We start from the raw sequence: 17,801 nt of genomic DNA on the forward strand, positions 1-17,801 counted from the left end.
CCCGGATGCCACGGCCCCGCCGCCCCGATTGGGGCGTGGGCACGTGGCATCCGCCGTCGTCCCCGCGCGAGTCGCCAGAATTTGTCGCTTCGGGGGCGATGAATGCGACAAATCGTGGCACCTCACGCCCCGGTGACTGGGGCGCCGGGGGCTAGGCGTCGGGGGCGGAGGCGTGGCGGTCGAGGAACGCGAAGACCTCGGCGTCGTCGACACCGGGGAACATTCCGCGCGGCAGCGGCGAGAACATGTGCCGGTGCACGCGGGCGCTCGGCCACGCCTTGCCCTGCCAGCGCGCGGCGGCCTCGGCGTCGGGCCGGCGGCAGCAGGACTCGTCGGGGCAGCGCGACACGCCGCGTTTGGACGTCTCGCGCCCGCGGAACCAGCGTGCATCGTCGAAGGGCACGCCCACCGTGATCGAGAAGTCGCCGTCGGTGGTCGTGCCGGTCTGCGTGGAGCACCAGAACGTCCCGACGGGCGTATCGGTGTACTGGTAATGCTCGGTGGTCCGGTTGTGCTCGTCGAACGCTGCTCTCGCCGAGAACTTCTTGCACACGATCTGCCCCTCGACCGACCCGGTGACGTCGCTCGGCAGGGGCAGCCCGTCGTTCTCGTACACGCGGGCGATCGCGCCGTCACCGTCGACGCGCAGGAAGTGCAATCGGATGCCGAGGTGGGTCGTCACGAGGTTGGTCATGCGCATCGCCGCGGCCTCGTGCGTGACGCCGAACGCGTCGCGGAAGTCCTCCACCGCGAGGTTGCGGTCCTTCTTCGCCTGCGTCAGGAAGGCCACCGAGCTGGTCTCGGGCATGAGGCAGCACGCGGCGTAGTAGTTGATCTCGAGCCGCTGCTGGAGGAAATCCGCATAGTCGGTGGGCGGACGGTGGCCGAGGAGCCGGTGCGCCATCGCTTGCAGCGCCATCGACCGTAGGCCGTGCCCGCCGGGGATGGATGCCGGTGGGAGGTAGATGCGCCCGTTCTCGAGGTCGGTGACCGAGCGGGCCGAGTGCGGCAGGTCGTTGACGTAGATGAGTTCGAAGCCGAGCTGCTCGGCCATGATGCTGACCGTGCGGTGCGTGAGTGCGCCGGTGCCGTGTCCGGCGGCCTTCAGCTGCTTCTCGGCGAGCCGTTCGATGTCGGGCAGGTGATTGTCGATCCCGCGCATGCGCAGCCGCAGCTCGGTGTTGGCGCGACGCGCCTCTTCGGGGCTCGCGATGGTCTCGCGCTCCCGCCGCTGCAGCTCGCGGTGCAGGCCCAGCACCGCCTCGATCGTTTCGTCGCTCGTGCCTTTGCTCACCTTGATCGGGGGGATGCCGAGCTGGCGGAAGAAGGGGCTGGACTGGGCGCGTTCGAGCTCGATCTCCAGCGCGGCGCGCCGGTTCGGCGGTTCGGTCGAGAGGAGCTCGGTGACCTCGGTTTCGGTCGCGCGGGCGATCTCCTGGAGGAGTGACAGCTTGGGTTCCCGCTTGCCGTTCTCGATCAGGCTGAGCTGACTGCCGGCCACGCCGACGAGCGCTCCCAACTCGTCGAGGGTGTACCCGCGGGCGAGGCGGTGATGCCGGATGCGGTGTCCGAGAGTGGTCAGTTCGAGCGACGACGCCATTCCTTGACGATAGCGAAAGAAACGAGGAATTTGCGACCGAAGACCGGTGAAAGTCGGCGTGCAAAGTCGCACAGTGGAGGAAGACCACCGAATTCGCTCTCAATCGAGGAGATCGACATGGCACTCGCCGACATCTTCGCCGGACGTCCGTCCGGTCGCCCCGCCGCGACGGACTCGGCGCGACCCGCCGGTCGCGGCATCCGTCCCTCCCTCGAAGGACCGGGCCTGGCCGCGCTGACCGCGTGGGTCGATCAGGTCGCCGCGCTCACCCAACCCGACCGCATCCACTGGGTCGACGGTTCGGCGGCGGAGAACGACGCCCTGCTGCGAGAGATGGTCGACGAGGGCAAGCTCATCAAGCTGAACCCCGAGTGGCGGCCCGGCTCGTACCTAGCCCGCTCCCACCCCAGCGACGTCGCCCGCCTCGAGTCGCGCACCTACATCGCCTCCGAGCGCGAAGAGGATGCCGGGCCCACCAACAACTGGATCGCTCCGGCCGAGATCCGCCAGACGCTCGAGGGCGTCTTCGAGGGCTCGATGCGCGGGCGCACCATGTACGTCGTTCCCTTCTCGATGGGAGCCGTCGGTGGTCCGCTGAGCCACATCGGCGTCCAGATCACCGACAGCGCGTACGCCGTGGCATCCATCGGCATCATGACGCGCGTCGGGACCGCGGTGCTCGAGCAGATCGCCGCGGGCGCGCCGTGGGTCAAGACGGTCCACTCGGTCGGTGCTCCGCTCGCGCCGGGCGAGGCCGACGTCGCATGGCCCTGCAACGACGAGAAGTACATCGTGCACTTCCCCGACACCCTCGAGGTCTGGTCGTACGGGTCGGGGTACGGCGGCAACGCGATCCTGGCGAAGAAGTGCTTCGCCCTGCGCATCGCCTCGGTCATCGGGCGTGACGAGGGGTGGCTCGCCGAGCACATGCTGCTCATCCGCGTCATCGACCCGAAGGGCAAGGCGTACCACGTCGCCGCGGCGTTCCCGTCGGCGTGCGGCAAGACGAACCTCGCGATGCTGCGGCCGACGATCCCCGGGTGGCGGGTCGAGACGCTCGGCGATGACATCACGTGGATCCGTCCCGGTGAGGACGGGCGTCTGTGGGCGATCAACCCCGAGGCGGGGTTCTTCGGTGTCGCCCCCGGCACGGGGGAGTCGACGAACGTCACCGCGGTCGAGACGCTGTGGGGCAACACGATCTTCACCAACGTCGCCCTGCGTCCCGATGGCGACGTGTGGTGGGAGGGTCTGACCGACGAGGCGCCGCCGCACCTCACCGACTGGGAGGGCAACGACTGGACGCCCGCGTCGGGTCGTCCGGCCGCGCACCCCAACTCCCGCTTCACCGTCGCCGCCGCGCAGTGCCCGCAGATCGCGGACGACTGGGAGACCCCCGAGGGCGTTCCGCTGGATGTCATCCTGTTCGGCGGCCGGCGCGCCACGAACGTGCCGCTCGTGCTGGAGGCCACCGACTGGTCGCACGGCGTCTTCCTCGGCTCGACGGTGTCGAGCGAGAAGACCGCCGCGCAAGAGGGGACCGTCGGCGAGCTGCGCCGCGACCCGTTCGCGATGCTGCCGTTCTGCGGCTACAACATGGGCGACTACTTCGGCCACTGGCTCAAGGTGGGCGAGAAGCTCCGCTTCGATCGCGCCCCCCGAATCTTCCAGGTCAACTGGTTCCGCAAGGACGACGACGGCCGCTTCCTGTGGCCCGGTTTCGGCGACAATGCGCGCGTGATCGACTGGATCATCCGCCGCGTCGACGGCCAGGTGGAAGCCGTGGACAGCCCCATCGGGCGTCTGCCCCGCGTCGAGGATCTCGATCTCACCGGTCTCGACCTCCCCGAGGCCGACCTGGCCGAGCTGTTCGCGATCGATACCGAATCGTGGCTGGCCGAGGCCGACCTCACCGAGGAGTTCTTCGACACCTTCGGCAGCCACCTCCCCGCCGCGTTGCGCACCGAGCTCGCTGCGCTGCGGTACCGCCTGCAGCGGGTCTGATCCTCCGACCCGCTCGCCTCGCTCCGCTCATCGCGGCGCGGGCCGGGCCCCCGACTCGACGCCCCTCCCTGCTCTTGGCGCGCGGGAGGGGCGTCGTCCTGTCCGCGGACGCGCGCTCTGCGACGTGCGGGAGCGGCGCCCTTCACGCATAAACGCTCTCCGCGCGCATAAACGCGTGCGCATCGTGTTTCCGCGCGGGGATCGCGTTTATGCGGGAGGGTGGCGACGTACCCCGGGCTCATCCCGCCGCGCGGCCGCGCACGGGGGCTCACACCAGAAGCTGGTGTTTCGCCAAATCGCGGTAGAGAGGAACGGATGCGACGAGCTCGCTGTGCGTGCCCTGCCCGACCACCCGGCCGTTCTCGAGCACCACGATGAGGTCGCTGTCGACCACGGTCGACAGGCGGTGCGCGATGACCAGCAGTGTGCGGCCGGTGGCGACGGCGTCGATCGCGTCGCGCATGCGCTGTTCATTCACGCCGTCGAGGGATGACGTCGATTCGTCCAGCAGCAGCACCGGGGGAGCGGCCAGCAGCGCGCGCGCGATCGCGAGCCGCTGACGCTCGCCGCCCGAGAGCATGACGCCGTCTTCGCCGACGGGCGCGTCCACGCCGAGCGGACTGCGTTCGAGCACATCGCCGAGGTTCACGGCTCGCAGCACGCGCTCGCAGTCGGCGTCGGATGCCTCGGGCGAGGCCAGCCGGAGGTTGTCGGCGATCGTGCCGGCCAGGGTCGGGGCGTCCTGCTCGACGTAGCCGAAGCGCGCGCGCAGTTCGTCGCGGGGGAGCTCACGGGCATCGATGCCGTCGACGAGGATCGCGCCGCCGGTGGGGTCGTAGAACCTCTCGACGAGGGAGAGCACGGTGCTCTTCCCCGCGCCCGACGGGCCGACGAGGGCGACGCGAGACCCGCGGGGAACGGTGAACGACACCCCGCGCAGCACTTCCCGTTCGCTCTCCTCCGCCTCGGCGGCGGTCTCGTCCGCGGCCCGGTCGAGGTGCGCCTGCGCGAGCACGTTGCGCGCCTCGCGAGCGGCGGCCTCGCGCGCCTGGATGACGTGGTCCGGGTAGCGGAAGCGGACGTCGCGGAACTCGATCGCCGCGGCATTCGGGCGGGGTTCCACAGAGCCGGGGCGGTCGTCGTCTTCCTCCTGGGGGAGGTCGAGCACTTCCTGGATGCGCCCGAGCGCACCCAGCGCCTGGTTTACCGAGGTGATCGCGCCGATGGCCGACGCGAGCGGCTGAATGAGCAGGAACAGGAAGATCACGAACGTCACGAGCGCCGCGACGTCGATGGCCCCGGATGCCACGCGGAAACCGCCCACACCCAGCACCACCAGGAGGGACACCTGCAGGGCGATCCCGGCCACGGGCACGATGAGGGCGGACACCTTCGCGATCCGTACGCCCGCGCCGTAGGCCTCGGTGGCGGCGCCGGTGACGGACGCGACCTCGCGTTCGGTCGCGCCCGCGGCGCGGATCGTGCGGATCGACCCGACAGCGCGCTCGACGCCCGACGCCAGCTCGCCGACCTTCGCCTGCTGCGCGGCCGACGCGGCGCGGATACGCGTGCTCAACAGGCCGACGGTCGCGATCGACACGCCGAGGACGAGGGCGATCAGGCCGAGCAGCAGCGGGTCGATGAACGCCATCGCGACGATCGCCCCGACGAGGATGAGCGCGTTGCCGACGGCATCCGCGAGGCCCTGCGTGAGGACGGCGTAGAGCAGGGTCGTGTCGGTGCCGACGCGGGACACGAGGTCGCCCGTGCGGCGCGCGTCGAACTCGCTGATCGGCAGGTGCAGGATGCGGGCGATCAGGCGCCGCCGGCTGGAGTACACGACGGCGGTGCCCGTGCGCTGCAGCAGGTAGTGCTGATACCCCGAGATGAGCGAGGACAGCACGACGAAGCCGACGAGAAGCCAGACGAGCGGGCCGAGGGGAATCGACTCCTGCACGCGGGAGATGACCTCGCCCACGAGAACGGGCTGCACGAGAGTCGCACCGGCTCCGAGGACGCTGAGCACCGCGACGACGACGAGCGCGCGGGTGTGTTCGAGCAGGAAGGGCAGCAGCTGACGGACGGACGCGCGCGGGCCTTCGGTGGCGCGGCGGGAGCGTGGAGGGAGGTTACGGGGCATGCTCACCTTGGGGAATTGATGGGTGACTCGACCGTACCTCGACCGTGGTCGCTGTGGCCGCATCCACCCGCCCTGGCGCGACGCGGTAAGCCCAGAGACGCGCGAGGCCGCCGCTTCACCCAGGCCGTTGCGACGTTCGCGTCGCCTGCGGAACGAATCGATTCGACAGACACTGTGCAGCACTCGCATGGCGTCATCAACGATGAGGGCGCCGACTACCTGAAGGACAAGGAATGAAGAATCACACTCCGTCCGTACACCCGCGATGGCGATCGTGCATCAGTTCACGGGAAGAAAGTGCAAGCGGCAAGCTGCGTGCATTCGGTGCCTTCGTCGCCACCGGTGCTCTTGTCGCTGCAGTGCTCGTACCTTTGGCGGTTACCCCACCCGCGCCGGCGCACGCCGACAGTGGCGCCTTTGACGAGATCAGTGTGGCCGGCGCGTTGCGTAGTGCCCCCGAGCTGTATGGCTACAAGATCGATACCTCGGCAGTTCAGCTGCACGTGCAGGACATAACGGTCGTCAACCCCGCTTACGAGAAGACCGACACGCTGGGATATCACAAGAGCATCTTGCGTAATCCCACCGACAGAACGCAGACGTTCTTCACCACCGCCGACGATGTGACGACTACAGCGACGGTCACCACTCAGTCTGAGCATTCTGTCGATACGAGCCTGAAGATCGGAAGATCCGTGACGGTGGGAATGGACTTCAAGATTGCGAAGGCTGAGCAGTCGTACAGCGTCGAGGTGCAAGTCGGATACGGTTTCAAAAACTCCAAAACGTGGACTGATACCCGTACGACCACGATGAGGGTCCCCTCGCAGCCGATCCAGGTGCCTCCGCGCTCGGTAGCGACCGTGTCGCAGTGGGTAGACCAAGGAACCTATTCGGCCGAACTCGGAGTCGAGGGACGAATCCAGGGAGATGTGAAGCTCACCAGATGCGGCACAACTGTCTCCATTCCAATCGGGCAGCTCGTTTCGCTGAAGCGCGACCCGGGCCGCGGAGCTCTCTTCCCCAGCAGTATTTCGGTCGAGGGTGACCACCTCAACTTGAAGTCAAGCGCGCAGTGGTCTACGAACAAGGCGACTCACCAGATGGTGGATGTCGCCATCACGTCTTTGGATGGCGCTGCCGCTTCTTCTCTGCCGCCAACAGTGGTGCCGCTGGACCCTGAGGGGGCGGCAGAATCCGAACGCAGCTTGAGCGCACCCGAGGGCCAGGCTGAGCACGGAGCCGCGCGATCTGCCGAGGAGCCCGAGATCGAGTCCATGCGCCAGATCATCCCGTGTGATGGCTCGGTGTACGGGCCGCGTCTGACATTGGCTAACGCGGCAGGGACCTACGACCTCCCTGCCCTCCCGGCAGGACTCATGCCGGTCCACGTGGCCACGGCTCAGATGGGAGTCACGCCGGGACAGTTGGCGTGGGGATCGTACGTCATTGCATCCGACGGTCGTCTCTACCGGAATGCCACCGTTCACGGCAACGGAGACACGGGGTGGATCGCCGCTCCTCCATACAAGGTGACGGCCATGGCAGTCTCGAGTCAATCGCCGGGCACCATCATCTACACGGACGGTCGCACCGTGTGGGACTATCGAGACAACGCATACCCCGCCCTCCCCGCCGGTGTCAGAGTCGCCGAGCTTGCATATCCTTCGTTCACGGAGGAAAGCGCAATCCCTACGGTCTTGAGCTCCGACGGGACCGTGTACCAGTTCAGGAATTACGCCTGGGTGAAGCTCGCGGGTTCATCGGTTACGTCCATCGTCGCATCGGAACAGAGTCCCGACCTGCTCTATCGAGCTGCCGACGGCATTCACTTCCAAGGCGCTGACGGAAAGAACGTCGTTCTTCCGCCGCTGCCCGCGGGGGAGGAACCGATGAATCTGCAGGGAACCGCCGTCGACGGGCGAGCCGTGCTTTTCGTGCACTCGACGAGCGGTCGCGTATACACCGCCAGCGCCGACCGCAACACGTTGGATTTCTCGACCTGGTCAACGCAGCCGCAGACCAATATCGTCGCGTTCTCGCTTGCGGCGTCGGGCGGTCCGATCGCCATCTTCAGCGATGGCCAGAAGATCTACACCACAGATGGGCGAGAGCTCCCCGCGAGCCCCTCGGAATCACCCATCGCACGCCTGCAACGCGGCACCACTGCCGACGGCAGAGTCGCGGTGAACTGGTTCATCGATATGGATGGCCAGGCATTCTTCAACATCGATGGGCAGCCCGCCTGGCTTCCGGTGAGGGCAGATCTCATTCGTGGAATCGAGGTGTCCAGGAACCACGAAGCCGTGATTCTGGGGAGAGATTAAGTGAAGCCACCCGGGTGTCACCAGGCCTCGCGCCGGTGGCACCCGGGTACTCCGTCGCCGATGTGCTAGGGAGCGGTGGCGCCCGCGGCGAGATTGTCGTCGTAGTCGACGTCCTTCGTCTCGGGCGAGAGCACGAGCGCGATGAGGGTGAGCACACCCATCGCCGACAGGTACGCGCCCACGAGCCACGGGTTGCCGTCGCCCGCGGCCCACAGCGCCACCGCCACGATCGGGGCGAGCGCGGCACCCAGGATCGACGAGACGTTGTACGAGATCGCCGAGCCGGTGTAGCGGGTGTTCGTCGGGAACAGCTCGGGCAGCACCGCGCCCATCGGGCCGAACGTGGAGCCCATGAGCAGGAACCCGAGGATGAGGAAGGCCTGCACGTACACGCGCGTCAGGGCGGGGTCGGCCTGCGGCAGCAGGAAGAACGCGAACGTCAGACCGAACACGATGATCGCGATCGTTACCCCGATGAGCAGGCGCTTGCGGCCGATCCGGTCGGCGATCGGACCCGACAGCATGGTGAAGATGCCGAAGAAGACCACACCGATGATCTGCATGATGACGAAATCGGTGTAGCCGAATCCGAGACCGGGAACGTACGTCGACGCGTCGAAGGCGGTTCCCGCCGTCTCCGCCGCGGCGGCCGCGCCCTCGAGCGTCGGCTTGGTGCCGTACGACAGCGTGAAGCTCGTCATGAGGTAGAAGAGCACGTAGGTCGCGAGCATGATGAACGTGCCGAGGATCAGCTGCACCCAGTTGCGGCGGATGACCTCGCCGAGCGGGAACTTCCGGATCACACCGCTCTTCTCGGCCTTCGCGAAGGAGTCGCTCTCGACGAGCTTGAGGCGCACCCACAGCCCGACGATCACCATCACGGCCGAGAAAAGGAACGGGATGCGCCAGCCCCACTCGAGGAACTCCGCGGAGCGTTGCGCGGTGCCGTCGGGGTGGGGAAGCGCGAAGTTGATGGCGAGGAAGATGCCGTTGGCGATGATGAAGCCGATCGGTGCGCCCAGCTGCGGGAAGGTGCCGTACCAGGCGCGCTTTCCCTTGGGGGCGTTCTCGGTGGCGACGAGCGCTGCTCCGGACCATTCGCCGCCGAGGGCGAAGCCCTGCGCGAGACGCATGATCAGAAGCAGGACGGCGGCCCACACGCCGATGTCGTTGTAGGTGGGCAGGCATCCGATGAGGAAGGTCGCGATCCCCATCGTCAGCAGGGATGCCACGAGGGTGGCCTTGCGGCCGAATCGGTCGCCGAAGTGGCCGAAGACGACGGCGCCGAGGGGGCGCGCGACCATGGCGGCACCGAAGACGCTGAACGACAGGAGGAGCGAGGTGGTCTCGTTGCCCGTCGGGAAGAAGAGGATCGGGAAGACGAGGACCGCCGCGGTGGCGTACGCGTAGAAGTCGTAGAACTCGATCGTGGTGCCGATGAGGCTCGCGGTGATGACGCGCGAGCGCGGATTGGCGGGGGCCGACGACGAGCGGACGGTGGGGGAGGGGGAAGTCATGACTGCCTGACGAGAGATCGATTCATCGCGTCCGTCGTGGGGGCGCAGCGGTGGCGCGGGATCGGACAGGCGGGGTGCGCGGGTCCGGACGCGCGGCGGGGGTCACCGGGGAGGACCCGGGTGAGGGTCCAGACCCTCCAGTCTAGGCGCTGGACGCGGCGGACTCGATCAGCGCCAGAGGACGGCGAGCGCAGCGTTCAGGAGCGTCAGCGGACCTACGAGCCAGAACAGCACGGGCGGCACCGCCCCGGTGCGCTTCTGGCGGGCCGAGCCGATGCCCAGCAGCGCGCCGATGATGATGAGAACGACGAGCTTCGTGCCGATCTTGGCGTAGTTGAGGTCGTAATCGATCCCCCACGGGGCCGCAAGAGCGAGCCCGGAGACGAGGGCGATCACCATGCCGTAGCTCATCAGACGCGTCACCTGGACGCGGCGGGCCACGGCCTCGACAACCCACGCGCCGAACAGGACGGCGAACCCGACGAGGTGGACCAGGACGACGACGTGACGCAGGATCTCCATGATCGTCAGATTAGGGATGCCGCCCCGCCGGCGCCAGCAAGGCGCGCCTCACCGCGGTGGCGCGCCTCACCGGCGTCGTCACCCGCGCAGGTCGCGCAGGACGAGAGCGGTACGGAGGGCGGCATCGGCCGCCTCGGCTCCCTTGTCTTCCTTGGATCCTTCGAGACCGGCGCGGTCCAGGCCCTGTTGCTCGTCGTCGAGGGTGAGAACGCCGAACCCCACGGGCTTCCCGGCATCGATCGCGACACGGGTGAGCCCGTCCGTCGCCGCCGAGGACACGTACTCGAAGTGCGGGGTACCGCCCCGGATGATGACGCCCAGAGCCACGACCGCGTCGGCCCCGCCCTCGAACGCCGCGACAGCGGCCACGGGCAGCTCGAACGAGCCCGGCACGCGCACTACACGGTACGTCGCGCCCGTGGCATCCAGGACGCGCTTCGCCCCGGCGATCAGTCCGTCGGTGATGACCTCGTGCCAGGTGCCCGCGACGACGACGACGTTCAGTCCCGTCGCGTCGATGCCGCCGGCCTCGGGTGCTCCGCTTCCCGCCATCAGGAGAGTCCTTCCTTCATGTGCGCGAGCGCGTCGCGCAGTTCGTCCTCGTCGATGACGTGACCCATGCGGTCGCGCTTGGTCTCGAGGTACTGGTGGTTGTTGGGTCCGACGCCCACGAGCAGAGGAACCTGCTCGACGACGTCGAGGCCGAAGCCGCGCAACTGGGCGACCTTGTCGGTGTTGTTCGTCAGCAGGCGGACCTGCTCCACACCGAGGTCGGCGAGGATGCCGGCGGCGGCGGCGTAGTCGCGGGCGTCGGCGGGGAGTCCGAGAGCCAGGTTGGCGTCGACGGTGTCGAACCCGCGCTCCTGCAGGCTGTAGGCGCGGAGCTTGTTGATGAGGCCGATGCCGCGACCCTCGTGGCCGCGCATGTAGATCACGATGCCCCCGTCGCGATCGATCGTGTCGAGCGCGGCATCCAGCTGAGGACCGCACTCGCACTTGAGCGAACCGAACGCCTCGCCCGTCAGGCACTCCGAGTGCACGCGCACGAGCGGGGCCTTCTCGGTCAGGTCGCCGGAGACCACGGCGATGTGGTCGGTACCGGTGATGCGATCCTTGTACGCCAGGAACCGGAAGGTCCCGTGCGAGGTGGGGACGTTGGCCTCGGCACGCAGGCTCACGCGGCGGCGGGGCGCCGACGTGCCCTGCAGGGGCTCGACCTCGTCGAGGTGGGCGATGAGCTGCTCGATCGTGATGACCGGCACGCCGTCGCGCTCGCCGAGCTCGATCAGGCCGGGCAGGCGCATCATGCTCCCGTCCTCGGCCACCACCTCGGCGATCGCGCCGACCGGCTCGAGTCCGGCCAGACGCATGAGGTCGACCGCAGCCTCGGTGTGTCCGGCGCGCTCGCGCACGCCGCCGTCGACCGCGCGCAAGGGCAGCACGTGCCCGGGGCGGATGAGGCTCGCGGGCACCGCATCGGGGTCGGCGAGGACGTTCAGCGTGCGCGCGCGGTCGGCGGCGCTGATCCCGGTGCCGACGCCCTCCGCGGCGTCGACGCTGACCGTGTAGGCGGTACCGCGGGCGTCCTGGTTGACCTCGACCATCGGCGGCAGATCGAGGCGGTCGGCCCAGTCGGCCGGCATCGGGGCGCAGACGTAGCCGCTGGACCACCGGACGGTCCAGGCCAGCCACTCGGGGGTGGCCAGCTGCGCGGAGATGACGACATCGCCTTCGTTCTCGCGATTCTCATCGTCGGCGACGAGGATGGGTCGGCCGGCGCGCAGGGCCTCGAGGGCCTCGGGGATGGTGGACAGGCTCATGCGGAGCCCCTCTCGGTCGATGCGGCGGGCGCCGCGGGGTTCTCGGTGCTGCGGAAGGCCAGCAGGCGCTGCACGTGCCGGGCCAGGATGTCGGTTTCGAGGTTCACGGGGGTGCCCGCCTCGGCGCGGCCGAGGGTCGTGGCCTCGAGGGTCTCGGGGATGAGCGACACCTCGAGCCACGGCTCGGGGACGGCGGCGTCGCTCACGGCGCTCACGGTGAGCGAGACGCCGTCGATCGCGATGGACCCCTTGTCGACCACGAGCGGGGCGAGGGCGGCGGGGATGCCGACGCGCACGACGCTCCATTGCGCGCCGGGACGCACCTCGCGCACGACGCCGGTGCCGTCGATGTGGCCCTGCACGATGTGTCCGCCCAGGCGACCGTGCGCCGCGGTGGCCCGCTCGAGGTTGACGGGGCGACCGGCTGCGACGTCGGCGAGCGTGGACATGTCGAGCGTCTGCTTCATGACGTCGGCGGTGAACCAGTCGGGGCCCCGCTCCACGACCGTGAGGCACACGCCGCTGACCGAGATCGAGTCGCCGTGGCCGGCATCCGACACCGACAGCGGCGCCTTCACGGTCACGCGCACGCCGTCTCCGGACGGCTCGACGGCGGTGATCTCGCCGATCTCTTCGACGATTCCGGTGAACATCAGGATTCTCCCTGGGTGTCGTGGACAGGACGGGCGACGACGCGGATGTCGTCGCCGAGGACGTCGATGGAGGCCACCTCGAGCCGCCGTGCCGCGGTGATGCTCGGCACGCCGAGCTCGCCGAGCGCGAGACGCGAACCGCCGAGGAGGACGGGGGCGACGTACACGAGCACTTCGTCCGCAAGTCCCTCGCGCAGGAGCGCGCTCTCGAGGGTGGGGCCGCCCTCGACGAAGACGGACTGGATGCCGCGGGTGCCGAGGTCGTCGAGCACCGCCGCGAGATCGTGGGTGACGAAGAACAGCGGGGTCTTCGGGTGGCGGCGGACGGCGGCATCCTCGGGAATCCCGGTCTCACCCACGATGACGGGCACGGGCTGCTGCTCGAGGAGGGTGCCGTCGGCGTCGCGGGCGGTGAGGGCGGGATCATCGGCGAGAACGGTGCCGGTGCCCGCCAGGATCGCGTCGGCCGCGGCGCGGCGGACGTGCACGTCACGACGCGCTGCGGAACCGGTGATCCACTGGCTGGTCCCGTCGGCGGCGGCCGCGCGGCCGTCGAGGCTCTGCGCCCACTTGACCGTCACCCGCGGGCGACCGGTGCGCTGCAGGTGGACCCAGTCGCGGATGAGCTCCTCGGCGCTCTCGCGCTCGAGGCCCGCCTCCACGTCGACACCACCTGCCCGCAGACGGGAGGCACCGCCCGCGGCGGCATCCGTCGGGTCATCGAGGGCGTAGACGACGCGGGCGACCCCGGCTTCGAGCAGCGCCACCGCGCAGGGCCCCGTGCGCCCCGTGTGATTGCACGGTTCGAGCGTGACGACGGCCGTCGTTCCGCGGGCCTCGCCGGGGCGCAGCTGCGACAGTGCGTCGACTTCGGCGTGCGGCGTGCCCGCGCCCCGGTGGAACCCTTCGGCGAGCACGACCCCCGAGGGGGAGAGGATCACGGCGCCGACCTGCGGGTTGAGCCCGCGGGGACCGTTCCGCGCAAGACGCAGCGCACGGCGCATCGCGTCTGTCTCGGCGGCGGATGCCATTTCCCTGTCCTTCCCGTCGTGCGCGGGGAAGAGGGCAGGGCGGCGCGGCGCGCCGACCGTGCTGCCTCCTATCCGGACTAGAGGAGATCGCTCGCCTCATCACCGTCGGTTCCGGAATTCCACCGGATCGGCCCCACCGCCGGAGCGGAAGGGTTCGCGGACTGTCACCGCCGGTTCGGATTCTCACCGACCCCGGAGCACGTGTTGCTTGGTCGAAGTCTAATCAACACCGCCGACACGGATTCATTCCCGCCGACTCGGAGCGAAACCGTGCTACTTGAGCAGGCGCGACAGGCGTCTGTCGGCGAGGACCTTGCCGCCCGTCTGACACGTGGGGCAGTACTCGAGGGAGTTGTCGGCGAAGAAGACGCTGCGCACCTCGCCGCCGCACACCGGGCACGCTTCGCCGCGTCGGCCGTGCACGCGCATGCCCCGCCGCTTGGCATCCTTCAAATCCGCCGGCGGCTTGCCCCGGGCGGTCTCGATCGCCTCGGTCAGCGTCGAGATCATCGCCGCGTACAGCGTGTCAATCTCGGCATCGGACAGGTTCGCGGCGAGGGCGTACGGCGACATCTTCGCGGCGTGGAGGATCTCGTCGGAGTACGCGTTGCCGACACCGGCGATGATGGATTGGTCGCGCAGCACGCCCTTGATCAGCGTGCGGCGTGCGGCCAACAGCGCGGCGAACGCGTCGCGGTCCAGGGCGCCGTCGAGCGGGTCGGGACCGAGGCGCGCGATCCCCGGCACGTCGGCGGGCGACCGCACGGCGTACACCGCGAGCGACTTCTTGGTCCCCGCTTCGGTGAGGTCAAACCCGGACCCGTCGTCGAAGCCGACGCGCAGCGCGATCGGCGTCTTGCCCGGCTTGATGAGCGTCGACGGCAGCGCGTCGTACCACCGCAGCCATCCGGCCTTCGCGAGGTGGAACACCACGTGCATGCCGGCGTCGGTGGCGAGATCGAGGAACTTCCCGTGACGATCCACCGCCGTCACCTTCGTGCCCACGACCGCGCTGATCGGTGGGTCGTAGGTCTTGAGGGCGTTGATGGCCGAGACCGTGGCCTTCGTGAACGTCAACCCCACGACGCGTCCGCGCAGGAACTCGACGAGTCCTTCGACCTCGGGCATCTCCGGCATGGACCCATCGTGGCATCCACCGCCGACATCCGACAGGCCCGTGCCGCGCCTGTCTGCGCCGGCACGACTCCGGCGGGGGTGGGTTAGCCGGGAGATGGATGCCGGGCGTGGGCGGGTTCTGCCGGAGTTGTGCGGCGGTCAGCCCAGGGGGAGCGGCCACTCCTGCGGTGTCCGGTCGTCCTGACGGAGCAGGCCGCCGATCCACAGGTCGGCGCGGCCGAGGCTGTTGAGGTGGGCTTGCCGCAGCAGCCCCTCGTACCGGAACCCGAGTCGCCGAGCGATCCGGGCGGAACCGATGTTGCCGACCACCGCGCGCCATTCGACACGCTCGACGGCGGGCCGGTCGTCCGCGAAGGCCCAGTCGATCACGGCGGTCGCCGCCTCGACGGCGATGTTCTGCCGACGCGCGTCGCGCGCGATCCAGTAGCCGACCTCGGGCGCACCGGTGTCGATCTTGGCCAGCCCGATCATCCCGGCGAGTCGACCGTCGTAACGGATTGCCCAGGTCGGCTGTGTGCCGTCCGCCCACCACGCGGCGGTCAGCTCGATGAAGTGCTCGGCGTCCTCGCGGAGGTACGGAGACGGCACCGTGGTGTACCGCTGGATCTCGGCATCCTGACATGCCGCGTGGATCGCCGCGACATCGGCCGTCGTCGGGGCCGAGAGTTCCAGCCGGGCCGTCTGCAGGTGGTCGGGTTCCATCCGGCCACGCTACCGACCGAGCGCAACTCCTGCGATCCGTCGGTGTGCGGCAGGGGGATGCCATGGCGGTGACGTTCCGCCGGAGTCATGTCGCGTCGCAAGGCTCCTCCCCAGCGGGCAGATCGCGGCATCCCTCCCCGGGAGCGTCTCCGACGGTGATCGAGTGCCCGCGTCGGCGTGCACGGTGAGGAGCATGACGAGCCCTGCATTCCGCACCTACCGTGAGCTCCGCGAGGAGGGCTGGACGCGCCACCGCATCGACCGCGCTGTGCGAAGCGGCTCCTTGGTTCGTCTCCGGCGCGGGAGGTACGTCGACGCCACCACCGACGCCACGGTGCAGGATGCCGGCAGTCTGGGCGGGCGTCTGGATTGTGTGTCCCTGCTGTCCCTTCTCGGCGTCTTCGTTCTGCATTCCGAGCACCTGCACGTGCAGTTCGATCGCGAAGCGAGCAGACTGCCCGACCGGCCTCCCTCGGTCGTTCCTCACTGGCGTTCGAGTGTGTCCGGCCCCGGCGACCTCCACGCGGATCTCATCGAAGCGCTGGCGCAAGCGGTGGTGTGCCAGGGGCCTCGCGCGGGAATCGCTTCGGTGGACAGTGCGCTGTGCCTACGGCTCATTTCCGACGGAGAGGTGGATGCCATCTTCGACAGGCTGCCGCGCCGCTACCGCCGCCTTCGGTGTCTCGTGGACGGGTCGGCCGAGTCCGGGCCGGAGACGTTCGTCCGACTCATGCTGCGCGCTCTCGGCGCGCGATACGAGACACAGGTGCGTATCCGCGGGGTCGGCCGGGTCGACTTCCTCGTCGACGGGTGGCTCATCGTCGAGTGTGACAGTCGCGCACATCACTCGTCCTGGGAGGCGCAGCTGAGTGACCGACGCCGCGACCGAGCGGCAGCGGCTCAGGGGTACCTCACCGTGCGCCTTGTCGCCGAAGAAATTCTCTACAGCCCGGACGTGGTGCGTGGCGCGCTCGCCGGGGTGATCAAGGGGCCGCGTCGGCGCCGCCAAGGTTCATTGCCGCTCGTCGACGCGCACAAGTCCTGTGCGATCGCCCGCCCTGCCCGCTGAGACGGGTCAGGCGGGTCTGGGCAGGAGTTGTGCGGGCAGCCCTCGTGTGGATGCCGGCACGTCGGGCGGCGGGCGCCAGGCGACCCCTGCGCAACTCCGGCAATCGTCGCCCCACCGGGCGGGCTGCCCGCGCCTACGCGGGAAACTGCAGGAGTTGTGCCCGGCGCGTGGCGCGGGGCGCGTGGCACCCGCTGCGCGTGGCACCCGGGGCGCGTGGCACCCGCTGCGCGTGGTGCCGGGGCGCGTGGCGGCCGCGCCGACTCAGCCGCGGCGCAGGAGGCCGATCCGGTCGTAGACGTCGGCGAGGGTCTTCTCGGCGACGGATGCCGCCCGCTCGGCGTTCGATGCCAGCACGCGGTCGAGCTCGGCAGGGTCGTCGAGCAACTCGAGGGCGCGCGCCCGCACGGGCTCGAACTCCGACACGACGACCTCGGCCAGGCCCTTCTTGAAGTCGCCGTATCCGCGGCCGGCGTACTCGTCCTCGATCGCGGTGATTTCGCGGCCCGTCAGGGCCGAGTAGATCACGAGCAGGTTCGAGACGCCCGGCTTCTCATCGCGGTCGAAGCGCACGGCTCCTTCGGAGTCGGTGACCGCGCGCATGATCTTCTTCGCGCTGACCTTCGGTTCGTCGAGCATCCACAGCACGCCCGCGTCGGACTCGGCCGACTTCGACATCTTCGACGTGGGGTTCTGGAGGTCGTAGATGCGTGCCGTCTCGCGCTGGATCATCGGCTTCGGGACCGCGAAGGTCTCGCCGAATCGCTGGTTGAACCGCTCCGCAAGGTCGCGGGTGAGCTCGATGTGCTGCTTCTGGTCGTCGCCCACGGGCACGACATCGGTCTGGTACAGCAGAATGTCGGCGGCCATCAGCACCGGGTAGGTGAAGAGGCCGACGTTCGTGGCATCCGTCCCGTATCGGGCGGACTTGTCCTTGAACTGCGTCATGCGGCCGGCCTCGCCGAAGCCCGTCAGGGTCGACAGCACCCACTGCAGCTCGGCGTGCGCGGGCACGTGGGACTGCACGTACAGCGTCGATCGCGACGGCTCGATGCCCGCGGCGATGTACTGCGCCGCCGTGCGGCGCGTCTTCTCGCGGCGCTCCGCGGGGTCGCCGGGCTGCGTCAGGGCGTGGAGGTCGACGACCGAGAAGTAGGCGTCGTACTGGTCCTGCAGCTCGCGCCACTGGAGGAGAGCCCCGATGTAGTTGCCGATCTGGAGGCTGTCGGCGGAGGGCTGCATTCCGGAGTAGAGGCGCTGCTGGGTCACCGTACGATCCTAG

14 protein-coding genes are annotated in these 17,801 nt (G+C 69.1%); 3 read left to right on the forward strand and 11 right to left on the reverse strand.

Going from position 1 to position 17,801, the window contains the following annotated elements; translation table 11 throughout:
- Positions 1 to 151: 151 nt before the first annotated feature.
- Entirely contained in the window at positions 152 to 1,600 is a 1,449-nt protein-coding gene (locus MHY30_RS02635; protein ID WP_239274952.1) for an XRE family transcriptional regulator, read from the reverse strand.
- A gap of 117 nt (positions 1,601 to 1,717) precedes the next feature.
- Between MHY30_RS02635 and MHY30_RS02640 the strand changes: the two genes are divergently transcribed.
- Positions 1,718 to 3,604: a phosphoenolpyruvate carboxykinase (GTP) gene (locus MHY30_RS02640; protein ID WP_239274953.1), complete on the forward strand. Its 1,887-nt coding sequence runs from the start codon at positions 1,718 to 1,720 to the stop codon at positions 3,602 to 3,604.
- Positions 3,605 to 3,872: 268 nt separating this feature from the next.
- Here MHY30_RS02640 and MHY30_RS02645 read toward each other — a convergent pair whose 3' ends face one another.
- Positions 3,873 to 5,744 (reverse strand): ABC transporter ATP-binding protein, encoded by a 1,872-nt coding sequence (locus MHY30_RS02645; RefSeq protein WP_239274954.1) that lies wholly within the window; start codon positions 5,742 to 5,744, stop codon positions 3,873 to 3,875.
- 233 nt (positions 5,745 to 5,977) lie between these two features.
- Between MHY30_RS02645 and MHY30_RS02650 the strand changes: the two genes are divergently transcribed.
- The gene (locus MHY30_RS02650) at positions 5,978 to 8,071 is read left to right on the forward strand and encodes an ETX/MTX2 family pore-forming toxin (protein ID WP_239274955.1); all 2,094 of its coding nucleotides are present in this window, start codon (positions 5,978 to 5,980) and stop codon (positions 8,069 to 8,071) included.
- A 65-nt stretch (positions 8,072 to 8,136) separates the two neighbouring features.
- On the opposite strand, the gene MHY30_RS02655 is transcribed toward MHY30_RS02650, so the two are convergent.
- From MHY30_RS02655 to MHY30_RS02690, 8 genes are all read right to left on the reverse strand, one after another.
- Positions 8,137 to 9,588: an MFS transporter gene (locus tag MHY30_RS02655; protein WP_239274956.1), complete on the reverse strand. Its 1,452-nt coding sequence runs from the start codon at positions 9,586 to 9,588 to the stop codon at positions 8,137 to 8,139.
- A 168-nt stretch (positions 9,589 to 9,756) separates the two neighbouring features.
- A complete protein-coding gene (locus MHY30_RS02660) occupies positions 9,757 to 10,110 on the reverse strand; it encodes a Fe-S protein (RefSeq protein ID WP_239274957.1) in 354 nt (117 codons plus the stop codon).
- Between the two features lie 78 nt (positions 10,111 to 10,188).
- Positions 10,189 to 10,662 carry a 6,7-dimethyl-8-ribityllumazine synthase gene (gene ribH, locus MHY30_RS02665; RefSeq protein ID WP_239274958.1) on the reverse strand — a complete coding sequence of 158 codons (474 nt, stop codon included), beginning with the start codon at positions 10,660 to 10,662 and terminating at the stop codon, positions 10,189 to 10,191.
- On the reverse strand, positions 10,662 to 11,930 hold the full coding sequence (gene ribA / locus MHY30_RS02670) for a GTP cyclohydrolase II (protein WP_239274959.1): 1,269 nt from the start codon (positions 11,928 to 11,930) through the stop codon (positions 10,662 to 10,664). The genes ribH and ribA overlap by 1 nt, the downstream gene beginning before the upstream one ends.
- A complete protein-coding gene (locus MHY30_RS02675; protein WP_239274960.1) occupies positions 11,927 to 12,583 on the reverse strand; it encodes a riboflavin synthase in 657 nt (218 codons plus the stop codon). Before MHY30_RS02675 ends, ribA begins: the two co-directional genes overlap by 4 nt.
- Entirely contained in the window at positions 12,583 to 13,614 is a 1,032-nt protein-coding gene (ribD, locus tag MHY30_RS02680) for a bifunctional diaminohydroxyphosphoribosylaminopyrimidine deaminase/5-amino-6-(5-phosphoribosylamino)uracil reductase RibD (protein ID WP_239274961.1), read from the reverse strand. Before ribD ends, MHY30_RS02675 begins: the two co-directional genes overlap by 1 nt.
- Positions 13,615 to 13,887: 273 nt before the next feature.
- Positions 13,888 to 14,751 (reverse strand): Fpg/Nei family DNA glycosylase, encoded by an 864-nt coding sequence (locus MHY30_RS02685; protein WP_239274962.1) that lies wholly within the window; start codon positions 14,749 to 14,751, stop codon positions 13,888 to 13,890.
- 138 nt (positions 14,752 to 14,889) lie between these two features.
- Complete coding sequence (locus MHY30_RS02690; protein WP_239274963.1) at positions 14,890 to 15,453, reverse strand: GNAT family N-acetyltransferase; 564 nt, start codon at positions 15,451 to 15,453, stop codon at positions 14,890 to 14,892.
- A 193-nt stretch (positions 15,454 to 15,646) separates the two neighbouring features.
- On the opposite strand from MHY30_RS02690, the gene MHY30_RS02695 reads away from it, so the two are divergent.
- Positions 15,647 to 16,522 (forward strand): type IV toxin-antitoxin system AbiEi family antitoxin domain-containing protein, encoded by an 876-nt coding sequence (locus MHY30_RS02695; RefSeq protein ID WP_239274964.1) that lies wholly within the window; start codon positions 15,647 to 15,649, stop codon positions 16,520 to 16,522.
- A 261-nt stretch (positions 16,523 to 16,783) separates the two neighbouring features.
- Here MHY30_RS02695 and trpS read toward each other — a convergent pair whose 3' ends face one another.
- Positions 16,784 to 17,788: a tryptophan--tRNA ligase gene (trpS, locus tag MHY30_RS02700; RefSeq protein WP_308192642.1), complete on the reverse strand. Its 1,005-nt coding sequence runs from the start codon at positions 17,786 to 17,788 to the stop codon at positions 16,784 to 16,786.
- Positions 17,789 to 17,801 lie beyond the last annotated feature (13 nt).

Origin of the sequence: Microbacterium sp. ACRRU (assembly GCF_022346945.1) — a bacterium.
GTDB lineage: Bacteria > Actinomycetota > Actinomycetes > Actinomycetales > Microbacteriaceae > Microbacterium > Microbacterium mcarthurae.

Coding starts and splice junctions, on each gene's coding strand:
- MHY30_RS02635 (WP_239274952.1), bottom strand. CDS start 1,600: ATGGCGTCGTCGCTCGAACTGACCACTCTCGGACACCGCATCCGGCAT.
- MHY30_RS02655 (WP_239274956.1), bottom strand. CDS start 9,588: ATGACTTCCCCCTCCCCCACCGTCCGCTCGTCGTCGGCCCCCGCCAAT.
- MHY30_RS02660 (WP_239274957.1), bottom strand. CDS start 10,110: ATGGAGATCCTGCGTCACGTCGTCGTCCTGGTCCACCTCGTCGGGTTC.
- MHY30_RS02645 (WP_239274954.1), bottom strand. CDS start 5,744: ATGCCCCGTAACCTCCCTCCACGCTCCCGCCGCGCCACCGAAGGCCCG.
- ribA (WP_239274959.1), bottom strand. CDS start 11,930: ATGAGCCTGTCCACCATCCCCGAGGCCCTCGAGGCCCTGCGCGCCGGC.
- ribD (WP_239274961.1), bottom strand. CDS start 13,614: ATGGCATCCGCCGCCGAGACAGACGCGATGCGCCGTGCGCTGCGTCTT.
- MHY30_RS02640 (WP_239274953.1), top strand. CDS start 1,718: ATGGCACTCGCCGACATCTTCGCCGGACGTCCGTCCGGTCGCCCCGCC.
- MHY30_RS02675 (WP_239274960.1), bottom strand. CDS start 12,583: ATGTTCACCGGAATCGTCGAAGAGATCGGCGAGATCACCGCCGTCGAG.
- MHY30_RS02650 (WP_239274955.1), top strand. CDS start 5,978: ATGAAGAATCACACTCCGTCCGTACACCCGCGATGGCGATCGTGCATC.
- MHY30_RS02695 (WP_239274964.1), top strand. CDS start 15,647: ATGACGAGCCCTGCATTCCGCACCTACCGTGAGCTCCGCGAGGAGGGC.
- ribH (WP_239274958.1), bottom strand. CDS start 10,662: ATGGCGGGAAGCGGAGCACCCGAGGCCGGCGGCATCGACGCGACGGGA.
- MHY30_RS02690 (WP_239274963.1), bottom strand. CDS start 15,453: ATGGAACCCGACCACCTGCAGACGGCCCGGCTGGAACTCTCGGCCCCG.
- MHY30_RS02685 (WP_239274962.1), bottom strand. CDS start 14,751: ATGCCGGAGATGCCCGAGGTCGAAGGACTCGTCGAGTTCCTGCGCGGA.